Origin of the sequence: Mycobacterium sp., from assembly GCF_032162105.1 — a bacterium.
Classification (GTDB): Bacteria; Actinomycetota; Actinomycetes; order Mycobacteriales; family Mycobacteriaceae; genus Mycobacterium.
In genome coordinates this window covers 1-11,581 of record NZ_JAVRPS010000209.1, presented here as the reverse complement: position 1 = coordinate 11,581, position 11,581 = coordinate 1, and the positions used below count along the sequence as shown (strand labels likewise).

Annotated in this window: 12 protein-coding genes and 1 pseudogene; 11 read left to right on the top strand and 2 right to left on the bottom strand. The window is 68.2% G+C overall.

What is annotated here, in order from left to right:
• From QOC69_RS10620 to QOC69_RS10580, 9 genes are all read left to right on the top strand, one after another.
• Nucleotides 1-692: undecaprenyl-diphosphate phosphatase (locus QOC69_RS10620; protein ID WP_526439126.1), on the top strand; the 692-nt coding region annotated here is incomplete at its 5' end.
• Complete coding sequence (locus QOC69_RS10615; protein ID WP_526439124.1) at nucleotides 689-1,366, top strand: histidine phosphatase family protein; 678 nt, start codon at nucleotides 689-691, stop codon at nucleotides 1,364-1,366. The genes QOC69_RS10620 and QOC69_RS10615, both read left to right, overlap by 4 nt.
• Before the next feature lie 57 nt (nucleotides 1,367-1,423).
• Nucleotides 1,424-2,011 carry an Rv2134c family protein gene (locus tag QOC69_RS10610; RefSeq protein ID WP_526439122.1) on the top strand — a complete coding sequence of 196 codons (588 nt, stop codon included), beginning with the start codon at nucleotides 1,424-1,426 and terminating at the stop codon, nucleotides 2,009-2,011.
• Nucleotides 1,995-2,825 carry an Rv2133c family protein gene (locus QOC69_RS10605; RefSeq protein ID WP_526439120.1) on the top strand — a complete coding sequence of 277 codons (831 nt, stop codon included), beginning with the start codon at nucleotides 1,995-1,997 and terminating at the stop codon, nucleotides 2,823-2,825. Before QOC69_RS10610 ends, QOC69_RS10605 begins: the two co-directional genes overlap by 17 nt.
• Before the next feature lie 62 nt (nucleotides 2,826-2,887).
• Entirely contained in the window at nucleotides 2,888-3,553 is a 666-nt protein-coding gene (locus tag QOC69_RS10600; RefSeq protein WP_526439118.1) for a GNAT family N-acetyltransferase, read from the top strand.
• Nucleotides 3,554-3,563: 10 nt separating this feature from the next.
• Nucleotides 3,564-4,319: a 3'(2'),5'-bisphosphate nucleotidase CysQ gene (locus QOC69_RS10595; RefSeq protein ID WP_526439116.1), complete on the top strand. Its 756-nt coding sequence runs from the start codon at nucleotides 3,564-3,566 to the stop codon at nucleotides 4,317-4,319.
• A gap of 153 nt (nucleotides 4,320-4,472) precedes the next feature.
• The gene (gene mshC, locus QOC69_RS10590) at nucleotides 4,473-5,711 is read left to right on the top strand and encodes a cysteine--1-D-myo-inosityl 2-amino-2-deoxy-alpha-D-glucopyranoside ligase (protein WP_526439132.1); all 1,239 of its coding nucleotides are present in this window, start codon (nucleotides 4,473-4,475) and stop codon (nucleotides 5,709-5,711) included.
• 49 nt (nucleotides 5,712-5,760) lie between these two features.
• Nucleotides 5,761-6,639: an SDR family NAD(P)-dependent oxidoreductase gene (locus tag QOC69_RS10585; protein ID WP_526439114.1), complete on the top strand. Its 879-nt coding sequence runs from the start codon at nucleotides 5,761-5,763 to the stop codon at nucleotides 6,637-6,639.
• A complete protein-coding gene (locus QOC69_RS10580; protein WP_526439112.1) occupies nucleotides 6,636-8,069 on the top strand; it encodes a DUF1254 domain-containing protein in 1,434 nt (477 codons plus the stop codon). The genes QOC69_RS10585 and QOC69_RS10580 overlap by 4 nt, the downstream gene beginning before the upstream one ends.
• Here QOC69_RS10580 and QOC69_RS10575 read toward each other — a convergent pair.
• The gene (locus tag QOC69_RS10575; RefSeq protein ID WP_526439110.1) at nucleotides 8,059-9,003 is read right to left on the bottom strand and encodes an alpha/beta fold hydrolase; all 945 of its coding nucleotides are present in this window, start codon (nucleotides 9,001-9,003) and stop codon (nucleotides 8,059-8,061) included. The two genes, QOC69_RS10580 and QOC69_RS10575, sit on opposite strands and share 11 nt — an antisense overlap.
• 7 nt (nucleotides 9,004-9,010) lie before the next feature.
• Nucleotides 9,011-9,874: a PAC2 family protein gene (locus QOC69_RS10570; RefSeq protein ID WP_526439130.1), complete on the bottom strand. Its 864-nt coding sequence runs from the start codon at nucleotides 9,872-9,874 to the stop codon at nucleotides 9,011-9,013.
• Between the two features lie 91 nt (nucleotides 9,875-9,965).
• Here QOC69_RS10570 and QOC69_RS10565 point away from each other — a divergent pair.
• Both QOC69_RS10565 and QOC69_RS10560 read left to right on the top strand, forming a co-directional pair.
• Nucleotides 9,966-10,231 (top strand): annotated as a pseudogene (locus tag QOC69_RS10565) (hypothetical protein); the annotation flags it as partial.
• Between the two features lie 116 nt (nucleotides 10,232-10,347).
• The coding region (locus QOC69_RS10560) for a homocysteine S-methyltransferase family protein (RefSeq protein ID WP_526439128.1) at nucleotides 10,348-11,581 on the top strand (1,234 nt) is incomplete at its 3' end.

Below are 11,581 nucleotides of genomic sequence, written 5' to 3'. Positions count from 1 at the left end.
TTCAAATCGGCACCGAGATTGCGGTGTTGATCTACTTCGCTCGCGACATCGTGCGGATCGTGAAGGCGTGGTTCGGCGGACTGTTCGACAAGGCGAGGCGAACGCCCGATTACTGGCTGGGCTGGTGGGTGATCCTCGGTTCGGTCCCGATCGGGGCGGCCGGGCTCATCTTCAAGCACTACATCCGTGGCGACGTCCGCAACCTGTGGATCATCGCGACTGCGCTGGTCGTCTTCTCCGCCGTCATCGCCGCTGCCGAGTACTACGGCAAGCAGACCCGCGTCATCGAGCAGTTCACCTGGCGAGACAGCCTCGTCATCGGCTCGGTCCAGTGTCTGGCGCTGATTCCTGGGGTGTCCCGGTCCGGCGCAACGATCAGCGCGGGACTCTTCATGGGGCAGAAGCGTGAGGCTGCGGCGCGGTTCGGCTTCCTGCTGGCCATCCCCGCCGTGCTCGCGTCCGGCCTGTTCTCGCTGCCCGATGCCTTCCACCCCGAAGGCGCAGGCATGAGCGCGACGGGCCTGCAGTTGCTGGTCGGCACAGTCATCGCCTTCGTGATCGGTTACGCCGCCGTCGCATGGTTCCTGAAGTTCCTGGTGAGCCACAGCATGTACTGGTTCGTCGGCTACCGGGTGATCGTCGGCGTCATCGTGCTGATCCTGCTCGGCACGGGCACGATTGCCGCGCAATGACAGTCATCCTGCTGCGGCACGGGCGGTCCACGTCGAACACCGCCCACACCCTTGCCGGCCGATCCGAGGGCATCGATCTCGACGAGAAGGGCCTCGAGCAGGCTCAAGGGATCGTCGAACGCATCGGTTCGCTCCCGGTCAAGGCGATCGTGCGGTCGCCATTGCTGCGCTGCGAACGCACCGTGGCACCGCTGGCCGCCGCGCTCGGTCTGGACCCGGTGGTCGAGGAGCGGCTATCCGAGGTGGACTACGGCCAGTGGACCGGCCGCAAGATCGGTGAGTTGTTCAAGGAGCCGCTGTGGGCGGTGGTGCAGCAGCAGCCCAGCGCGGCGGTGTTCCCCGACGGCGAGGGGCTGGCCCGTGTGCAGGCCCGCGCGGTCGAGGCGGTGCGCGAGCACGATCAGCGGCTGGCCGCCGAACACGACGCCGACGTGCTGTGGGTGGCCTGCACCCATGGCGACGTGATCAAGGCCGTGGTGGCCGACGCGCTCGGCACGCACCTCGACAGTTTTCAGCGGATCACGGCCGACCCCGCGTCGATGAGCGTGATCCGCTACACGTCGGTCCGGCCCTTCGTCATGCACGTCAACCACACCGGCGCCGCACTGACGGCCGCGCTGCTCGCCAAACCGGAGCCGAGCGGCGACGCCGTCGTCGGTGGTTCCACTGACTGATCCCGTCCCCGCTGCGATTACGACAGCAGGGCTCATGCCGGTATTTTGAAAGGTGCCATGGCACGCTCGATTCACGTCTTCCGCTCACCCGACCGCTTCGTGGCCGGGACAGTCGGGCAGCCGGGAAACCGGACGTTCTACCTGCAGGCCGTGCACGACAAGCGCGTGGTGTCGGTGATGTTGGAAAAACAGCAAGTCGCCGTCCTCGCAGAGCGCATCGCCGCGCTGCTGTTGGAGATCAACCGCCGCTTCGGCACCCCGATCCCGCCTGAGACGGGCGACGTCGGGGATCTGAGCCCGCTGGTCACGCCCGTCGACGCCGAGTTCCGGGTGGGCACCATGGGCCTCGGCTGGGATTCGGAGGCCGAAACGGTCGTCGTCGAGCTGCTTGCAGTGTCCGACACCGAGTTCGATGCTTCCGTGGTGCTCGACGATGCCGAGGACGGTCCCGACGCCGTGCGCGTCTTCCTGTCGCCGGAGTCGGCGCGCGAGTTCGCGACGCGCTCCAGCCGGGTCATTTCGGCCGGGCGGCCGCCGTGTCCGCTGTGTGACGAGCCGCTCGATCCGGATGGGCACATCTGCGTGCGCACCAACGGTTACCGGCGCGGCGCCCTAGGTGGGTCCGACGATGACGACGAAACCTGACGACGGGGGAGTCGAGGGGGAGGTGTTGCGGTGCGGCGACGTGACCGTCCTCGGCCGCATCCGCTCCGCGAGCAACGCCACCTTCCTGTGTGAGGCCCGGCTGGACGACCGGGAGATGCACTGTGTGTACAAGCCGATCGCAGGCGAGGCGCCGCTGTGGGACTTTCCCGACGGCACACTGGCCGGTCGCGAGCTGGGCGCATATCTGGTGTCCGCCACGCTCGGGTGGAACATCGTGCCCTACACCATCATTCGCGACGGCCCCGCCGGACCCGGCATGCTGCAGCGGTGGGTGGATCAGCCAGGAGACGCGATCGACGACGACGAGCCGGGGGCAGGCCCCGACCTGATCGACCTGCTACCTGCCGGCCACGTTCCGCCTGGGTACCTGCCGATCGTGCGGGCCTACGACTACGCCGGTGACGAGGTCACCCTGGTGCACGCCGACGATGCAAGGTTGCGCCGGATGGCCGTGTTCGACGTGTTGATCAACAACGCCGACCGCAAGGGCGGGCACATCCTCTCCGGTGTCGACGGCGGCGTGTACGGCGTGGACCACGGCGTCAGCCTGCACTCCGATGACAAGCTGCGCACCGTGCTGTGGGGCTGGGCGGGCAAGCCCGTCGACGACGAGACGCTGGCCGAGGTGGCCCGCCTGCGCGACGCCCTGCTGAACGGGCTGGCCGACGCGCTGAGCGCGCACATCACCGACCGCGAGGTCACCGCGCTGTACGCCAGAGCGGTTGGACTGCTTGATGATCCGGTGATGCCCAGCCCCGACCGGCACCGTCCGATCCCGTGGCCCGCGTTCTGAACCGTTCGACGTAGGAGGTAACTCCCGCTCCCCGCGAACGGGCGTGTTCTACGCTCGTCGTCATGACCGAACACGATCGGGCCGCCGCCCGCCGCGAGATCACCGACGCCCTGCAGAAGGCGCTCGACCGCAGGCACGAGGTGCTCGACGTGATCGTCGAGGCCGACGACAGGGCCGCCGCGGTCGAGGCGATCTCGACGCTGCTCGACACGTCGCAGCTTGGCGGAGAAGCCGTCATGGCGATGGCGTTCAACCAGCTCACCCGGGATGCCCGTCGCAGGATCGCCAACGAACTCGAGGACCTGAACAAGCAGCTCAGCTTCACTCTCGGCGAGCGGCCGGCCAGCTCGGGGGAGAGCCTCGTGCTGCGGGTCTTCTCCGGGGAGGCCGACCGTGACATCTTCGGCGCCAGGACCAGCGACGTCGGCGCCAAGGGCGACGGTTCGGGGGCGCCCGCGGGCAGCCTCGACGACGAGATCAGCGCCGCGCTCGGGCGGGTGTCCGCCGAGGAGGCGGTGTGGTTCGTCGTCGAGGAGGGCAGCGACAAGGTCGGCATGGTCTTCGGCGAGCTGCTCGGCGGCGAGGTCAACGTCCGGATCTGGATCCACCCGGACCACCGCCACCGCGGGTTCGGCACGGCGGCGCTGCGCCGGTCGCGTTCGGAGATGGCGGCGTACTTCCCTGCGGTGCCGATGGTGGTCCGTGCGCCCGGCGCCGAGCCCAAGTGACCGAGCCCGCGTGACGGACGCGGCGCTGGCCGCGCAGGTGGCTCGTGAAGCCGGTGAGTTGCTGCTGACCGTGCGCGAGGAGATCGGCTTCTCCGACCCGTACAACCTTGGCGACGCAGGCGACAGGCGGGCCAACACGCTGATCCTGGATCGGCTCAAGGAAGAGCGCCCCGACGACGCGGTGTTGTCCGAGGAGGCCGCCGACGACCTGTCCCGGGTGCGCGCCGACCGCGTGTGGATCGTCGACCCGGTCGACGGCACCAGGGAGTTCTCGCTGCGCGGCCACACCGATTGGGCCGTGCACATCGCCCTGTGGCAGCGCAGCGGCGGCACCCACGGCGGCATCACCGATGCCGCGGTTGGCCTGCCCGCCGTCGGCGAGGTCTACCGCACCGACACGGTGGAGCCACCCCCGCCGCGCGTGCCGGGACCGATCCGCATCGCGACGAGCGCCAACCGGCCCCCGACGGTGCTGTGGTGGCTACGCGACGTGCTCGACATCGAGTTGATCGGCATCGGATCGGCGGGCGCCAAGGCGATGGCCGTGGTCCGCGGCGACGTCGACGCCTACGTGCACGCAGGCGGCCAGTGGGAATGGGACTCCGCGGCGCCTGCGGCCGTGGTGCAGGCGGCAGGGCTGCACGCCTCGCGGCTGGACGGATCGCCGTTGCTCTACAACCGGCCCGACCCGTACCTGCCCGACTTCGTCATGTGCCGCACGGAGCTGTCCGGCACGCTGCTCGACGCCATCCGGTCGCTCCTATGACCCTCCGTCACAATTCCCCGGTCGCTGCGCTCTCCCGCGCAAGCGGGGGACCCCCAGCACCGTTCGGGAATGTAATCGGCGTGCCCGTTGTCCCATGACTCGATGACGCACCATCGGGAGGACGTCCTGACCGAACACCCTAGAGTCGACGCCATGCAATCCTGGCCGGCGCCGAGCGTCCCGGAACTTTCCGGGCGGGGCCCTCAACTGCGCCTCTACGACAGCGCCGACCGCCAGGTCCGTCCCGTTTCGACGGGTCAGACGGCCACGATGTACGTCTGCGGCATCACGCCCTATGACGCCACCCATCTCGGCCACGCGGCCACCTACCTGGCCTTCGACCTGATCTACCGGCTGTGGCTGGACTCGGGGCACGGCGTGCATTACGTGCAGAACGTCACCGACGTCGACGACCCGCTGTTCGAGCGGGCAAATCGGGACGGGTTGGACTGGCGTGTGCTCGGCGACCGGCAGACCCAACTCTTCCGAGAGGACATGACGGCGCTGCGGGTATTGCCGCCGCACGACTACGTCGCGGCCACCGAGGCCATCGCGGAGGTTGTGGAACTGGTCGAGAAGCTGTTGGCCTCCGGTGCCGCCTACGTCGTCGATGACGCGGAGTATCCCGACGTGTACTTCCGCGCCGACGCCACGCCGCAGTTCGGCTACGAGTCGGGCTACGACCGCGACACCATGCTGCGGTTGTTCGGCGAGCGCGGTGGCGACCCGGACCGTCCTGGCAAGGGCGACGAACTGGATGCACTGCTGTGGCGCGCCGAGCGGCCCGGCGAGCCCAGCTGGCCGTCGCCGTTCGGCCCGGGCAGGCCCGGCTGGCACGTCGAGTGTTCGGCGATCGCGCTCACCAGGATCGGCACCGATCTGGACGTCCAGGGTGGCGGCAGCGATCTGATCTTCCCGCATCACGAGTTCTCCGCCGCGCACGCCGAATCCGTCACGGGGGAGCGGCGATTCGCCCGCCACTACGTGCATGCCGGCATGATCGGCTGGGACGGTCACAAGATGAGCAAGAGCCGCGGCAACCTGGTGCTGGTTTCCCGGCTGCGCGCCGACGGCATCGAGCCCGCCGCGATCCGGCTCGGCTTGCTGTCCGGGCACTATCGCTCCGACCGGTCCTGGAGCGACGCCGTTCTGGCCGAGGCGCAGACCCGGCTGGCGCGGTGGCGCGCTGCGACGACGCTGACCGCGGGCCCCGATGCCGCCGACGTGATCGCGCGCGTCCGCCAGTACCTGGCCGACGACCTCGACACTCCGAAAGCCCTTGCCGCGCTGGATGGTTGGAGCACCGACGCGCTCGAGTACGGCGGACACGACGCCGACGTGCCAGGGTCCGTCGCAGCCGCCGTCGACGCGCTACTGGGCGTGGCGCTGTAGGACGGTCAGATCGGCCCGCCGCCGCCCCGGCTGGAGTACGTTTCGCGCTATGAGTTCTGTGAACGGAAAAGTCGTGCTGATCACCGGCGGCGCGAACGGCATCGGCGCCGAAGTGGCCCGCGGCCTGCACGACAAGGGCGCCAAGCTGGTGCTCACCGACCTGGACGAAGTCCTGCTCAAGGAGGTGGCCACTCGGCTCGGTGAGGAGCGGGTGCTCACGGTCGTCGCGGACGTGCGCAACTTCGAGGAGATGCAATCGGCCGCCGACAAGGGCATCGACCGATTCGGCGGGATCGACATCGCGATTGCCAACGCCGGAATCGCGACCTTCGGGTCTGTGCTGCACGTCGATCCCGCGGCGTTCAAGACGCTCCTCGACGTCAACGCGCTCGGCGTGTTCCACACCGTGAAGGCCGCGTTGCCGTCGGTGGTCGAGCGGCGCGGCTACGTCTTGATCGTCTCCTCAGCCGCGGCCTACGCGCCGTTGCCCGGCGCCGCGTCGTACAACCTGTCGAAGGCGGGCGTCGAACACTTCGCCAACGCGTTGCGGCTGGAAGTCGCGCACCTGGGTGTCGCCGTCGGCTCCGCGCACATGATGTTGATCGACACGCCGCTCGTACGTGAGAGCAAGGCCGATCTGGCGTCGCTCCGGGAAATGATCAAGCGAATGCCGGGCCCGCTGAGCAAGACCACTTCGGTTCAGAAGTGCGGCGAGGCCTTCATCAAGGGGATCGAAGGGCGCAAGCGCCAGGTCAACTGCCCCGGCTGGGTGGGCGTGATGCGATGGCTCAAGCCGCTGATGTCGACGCGAGTCGGCGAGTCCACCGTGCTGAAGTCCGTACCCGAACTCATACCGCAAATGGACGCAGAAGTCGCCGCGCTCGGCCGCTCGATGAGCGCTCGCACCGATGCGCTGGAAAAGCATTGATCAGGCAGATCGTCGCCGTCGTCGCGCTCGTCGCCGGCCTGGTCGGATGCACGAAGAACGAGACGCCGGACGTGATCAGCTCCGCGCCGCCGCCGAGCCCCGCCGTCGTCAGCCCCGAACAAGCCCGCGCCATCGCCAAGGAGGCCTACGTCTACGGCTTCCCGATGGTCGACGACTACCGCGTGCAGTACGCGTACTTCGTCAACAAGGAGGATCCGGAGTACAAGGGTGGCTGGAACGAGATCCACAACACCTCAAGGGTTTACACGCCCCAGGACACCGCCGTCCAGACGCCGAACTCCGACACCCCGTACTCGACCGTCGGTGCCGACCTGCGGGCCGAGCCCCTGGTGCTGACCGTCCCGTCGATCGAGCAGGACCGCTACTACTCGCTGCAGTTCATCGACGGCTACACCTACAACTTCGACTACGTCGGCAGCCGGACCACCGGCAACGGCGGCGGCAAGTACCTGCTGGCCGGACCGAACTGGAAGGGCGGGGCGCCAGAGGGTGTCGACAAGGTGATCCGTAGCGACACCGACCTGGCCCTGGTGCTGTACCGCACGCAGTTGCTCGGTCCGTCCGACCTGGACAACGTCAAGAAGATCCAGGACGGCTATCAGGTCACGCCGTTGTCGGTGTATCTCAACCAGCCGGCACCCCCGCCTGCCCCGCCCATCGACTTCGTCCCACCGCTGACGCCCGACCAGCAGAAGACGTCGCCGCAGTTCTTCGAGATCATGAACTTCGCCCTCCGGTTCGCGCCGGTACTGCCCGCGGAGAAGGCGATGCGGGACCGGTTCGCCACCATCGGGATCGCGCCTGACGGCTCGTTCGACGCCGACAAGCTGAGCCCGGAGATGCGGTCGGCGATCGAAGGCGGCATGGCCGACGCCTGGGGCGAGTTCGACGCCTTCAAGAAGGACAAGGTCGACACCGGTCAGGTGAGTGCGGCCGACTTATTCGGCACCGCCCAGTATCTGGCGGGCAACTACCTGTACCGGATGGCCGGCGCGGTGCTGGGGATCTACGGCAACAGCAAGGACGAGGCCATCTATCCGGGTACCGCGTTCGACTCCACCGGCCAACCACTGACCGGTGCCGACCAGTACACGTACCACTTCGCGTCGGGTCAGCTGCCGCCGGTCAACGCCTTCTGGTCGCTGACCATGTACGAGATGCCGCAGAGCCTGCTGGTGGCCAACCCGATGAACCGGTACCTGATCAACTCGCCGATGCTGTCCAGCCTGCTCAAGGAGCCCGACGGAGGGATCACGCTGTACCTCCAGAACGAGTCGCCTGGCGCGGACAAGGAGGCCAACTGGCTGCCCGCCCCGAAGGGGCCGTTCCAGGTGATCCTGCGGCTGTACTGGCCGAAACCCGATGCGCTGAACGGTTCCTGGAAGGCCCCGCAGCCGGTCAGGGCCTGACCGCGGCCCGCCGCTCGACGAGTTCGGTGGCCCGGACCACCAGATCGGGTTGGGAGAACTGGATGTAGTGGTCGCTGCCGGTGGCGATCATCTGGGGTGTGTCCGGTGCGAGTGCGACGACGTCGCGCTGGGCCTGCTCGTAGAGCCGGTTGGTCTCGTCGGCGGGCAGCCCGGGGAAGGACTTCAGCCCGGCGAACGGTTCCGTCTTGGTCAGCACGACCACCGGCACGTTCGGAAATGCCGGCCCGGCAAGCACTTCGGCGACGCTGGCGTCGAGGTCGACCCGTTCGGAGTCGGGGCCGCGCATCGACGCCACCGGCATCTGGTCGGCGGGAGGGTTCAGGCCCTGATCGCGGTAGACGGGCCAGCGGGCGCCGAAGAGGGCCGGAATGGACGCACTGAACGCATCGACGAAGACGACGCCGCGGACCTGGTCGGCGTGGGTCTGGGCATAGGCCCGCGCGATCAGCCCGCCAAGGGAGTGCCCGACCACGACATAGGGAGCGGGGACCGCCGCCGCTGCCAGCACGTCGTGGAGTTCGGCGACCAGGTCCCGTGCGGTCCTGGGCTGGGCGACCGGTGTGCTCCGGTCGGTCAGCGGGGTGCCGCCGACGTAGCGCAACGTGCCGGGCCGGTCGTAGGCGCATACCCGGTGCGCGGCGGACAGCGCGGGGAACACCGGCGGCCCGGTGGCGGGCCCGATCAGGCCGAGCACGTCGGAATCGGTCCAGACGTCCGACGAATCGTGGTAGCCCGAGATCAGCACCACGGTCGGTTCGCCCGCCGCGGCGGTGCCGTGGCAGGTCAGGTAGACGCTGCGCCCGCCGATGTCGACTGAGCGGGCGAAGTCCGCGGAGTCGCCGGCATCCGGTGCGCAGGCCGCGACAACGCCCAGCACAGCCAACAGTGCCGCGCAAGAGCGCAGCAGTGCCATCCCCCACTCAGCCCCTGAACCCGGGACCTCGGCGGCGCAGGTAGCGCTCGAACTCCGCGGCCAGTGCGTCCCCGTCGATCTTGCCGAGCGCCTCGGTCATGTCGACCTCGGCGTCGCCGCGTTCCTCGAGGGACTGCACGTACTCGGCGATCTCCTCGTCCTCGCCCGTCATCTCGGTGACCGCCTGCTCCCACTCCTCGGCCTGGGTCGGCAGGTCGGCGAGCGGCACCTCGATGTCGAGCACGTCCTCGACGCGCCGGAGCAACGCGACGGTCGCCTTCGGGTTCGGCGGCTGCGACACGTAGTGCGGAACCGCGGCCCAGAACGTCACCGCGGGGATTCCGGCGGCCACGCAGGCGTCCTGGAACACCCCGGCGATGCCGGTGGGCCCTTCGTAGCGGGTCTCCTCCAGCCCGAAGAACTTTGCCGACTCGGGGGAGTAGGCGGCCCCCGAGACCGGGACGGGCCGGGTGTGCGGCGTGTCGGCGAGCAACGCCCCGAGGATGACGACGGTGTCGACGTTCAGCTTGTCGGCGATCGCCAGCAGTTCCGCGCAGAAGGTGCGCCACCGCATGTTGGGCTCAACGCCGTGCATCAGCACGATGTCGCGGTCGCTGCCCGGCGGGCGGCAGTGCGAGATCCGCATCGATGGCCACACCAGCTCGCGGGTGACGCCGTCGATCTGACGGATCACCGGGCGGTTGACCTGGTAGTCGTAATAGGCCTCGTCGTCAATCTCCACGAGGGTCTCGGCCTCCCAGATGGCGTCGAGGTGCTCGAGCGCGTCACTGGCGGCGTCACCGGCGTCGTTCCAGCCCTCGAAGGCCGCCACGATGATCGTGTCGTGCAGTTTGGGCAGGTCTGTCACCAGGCCAGCGTAAGCCCTGCGTGGCACGCGCGAGCGTCATCTCCGCACGGGTTGGTTTGCTCGGCGATTTGGGAAGACTGACTACCCTGTTCATGTGGTTGCTGCGAACGAACGCGCGTATGACAGGGACCTACTGGACACGCTCTCTCGGCGTGTCGTCGTCGGTGATGGCGCGATGGGCACCCAGCTGCAAGATGCCGACCTCACCCTCGACGATCACCGGCGCCGACGCGGTCGACACGAAATACGTTCGGCTGCAATCTGGTTAACCTTGGTAACTACGACATTGTCGACAAGATCCGCGAGCTGGCGATCAAGGGCACCGCGATCGCCATGCGGGCCGGATCTAGCTGGGCGTCCAGACGTCGGGTGACGACGTAGACTTTTCTGGTCGAGAGGCGTTGCAACGGGTCCCGGTTCCCCTCGGGTATCCGCCACGCTCGGCAGAGTTAAGGACGCCTTCCGTTATGGAAGGAATGCACGTGAACGCCTTTGAGCCGAACATCCGCCCCGACTGCACCGATGACCTGACGGCTGCTCTCGGTCAGCGGATCATGGTGATCGACGGCGCGATGGGCACGGCGATCCAGCGGGACCGGCCGGACGAGGCCGGTTACCGCGGTGAACGGTTCATGGAATGGCCGACCGCTCTTCAGGGCAACAACGACCTGCTCAATCTGACGCAGCCGCAGATCATCGAGGGAATCCACCGGGAGTACCTCGAGGCGGGCGCCGACATCCTTGAGACCAACACGTTCAACGCGAACGCGGTCTCGCTCTCCGACTACGACTTGGCGGAGCTGGGCTACGAGCTGAACTACGCAGGCGCTGCCCTGGCCCGCAAGGTCTGCGACGAGTTCAGCACCCCGGAGAAGCCCCGCTACGTGGCCGGGGCCATCGGGCCGACGACGCGGACCGCTTCGATCTCGCCGGAAGTCAACGACCCCGGAGCCCGCAACGTCTCCTACGACCAGCTGGTCGCCGCCTACCTCGAAGCTGCCAACGGCCTGGTCGACGGTGGTTCCGACCTCCTCATCATCGAGACGATCTTCGACTCGCTGAACGCCAAGGCGGCGGTGTTCGCCCTCGAGACGCTGTTCGAGGACCGCGGACGCCGCTGGCCGTTGATCATCTCGGGCACCATCACCGATGCTTCCGGGCGGACGTTGTCCGGTCAGGTCACCGAAGCGTTCTGGAACGCGATCAGGCACGCGAAGCCGATCGCGGTCGGCCTCAACTGCGCCCTTGGCGCGCCGGAGATGAGGCCCTACATCGCCGAGATGGCGCGAATCGCGGACACCTACGTCTCCTGCTACCCGAACGCTGGCCTGCCCAACGCCTTCGGCGAGTACGACGAGTCCCCGGAGGGTCAGGCCGGTTACATCGCCGAGTTCGCCGAGGCCGGCCTGGTCAACCTGGTCGGTGGTTGCTGCGGAACGACGCCGGCGCACATCGCCGAGATCGCCAAGGTCGTCGAGGGCGTGCCGCAGCGCGAGCTGCCGGAGATCCCGGTGGCCACCCGGCTCTCGGGCCTGGAGCCGCTCAACATCACCGACGACTCCCTGTTCGTGAACATCGGTGAACGCACCAACATCACCGGCTCCGCCCGGTTCCGCAACCTGATCAAGGCCGAGGACTACGACACCGCGCTGTCGGTCGCCCTGCAGCAGGTCGAGGTCGGTGCGCAGGTCATCGACATCAACATGGACG

What these genes read in the sequence shown, in the direction of transcription:
- QOC69_RS10605 (WP_526439120.1), top strand. Translation starts at nt 1,995, where the DNA reads ATGACGACGAAACCTGACGACGGGGGAGTCGAGGGGGAGGTGTTGCGG.
- mshC (WP_526439132.1), top strand. Translation starts at nt 4,473, where the DNA reads ATGCAATCCTGGCCGGCGCCGAGCGTCCCGGAACTTTCCGGGCGGGGC.
- QOC69_RS10615 (WP_526439124.1), top strand. Translation starts at nt 689, where the DNA reads ATGACAGTCATCCTGCTGCGGCACGGGCGGTCCACGTCGAACACCGCC.
- QOC69_RS10600 (WP_526439118.1), top strand. Translation starts at nt 2,888, where the DNA reads ATGACCGAACACGATCGGGCCGCCGCCCGCCGCGAGATCACCGACGCC.
- QOC69_RS10575 (WP_526439110.1), bottom strand. Translation starts at nt 9,003, where the DNA reads ATGGCACTGCTGCGCTCTTGCGCGGCACTGTTGGCTGTGCTGGGCGTT.
- QOC69_RS10610 (WP_526439122.1), top strand. Translation starts at nt 1,424, where the DNA reads ATGGCACGCTCGATTCACGTCTTCCGCTCACCCGACCGCTTCGTGGCC.
- QOC69_RS10585 (WP_526439114.1), top strand. Translation starts at nt 5,761, where the DNA reads ATGAGTTCTGTGAACGGAAAAGTCGTGCTGATCACCGGCGGCGCGAAC.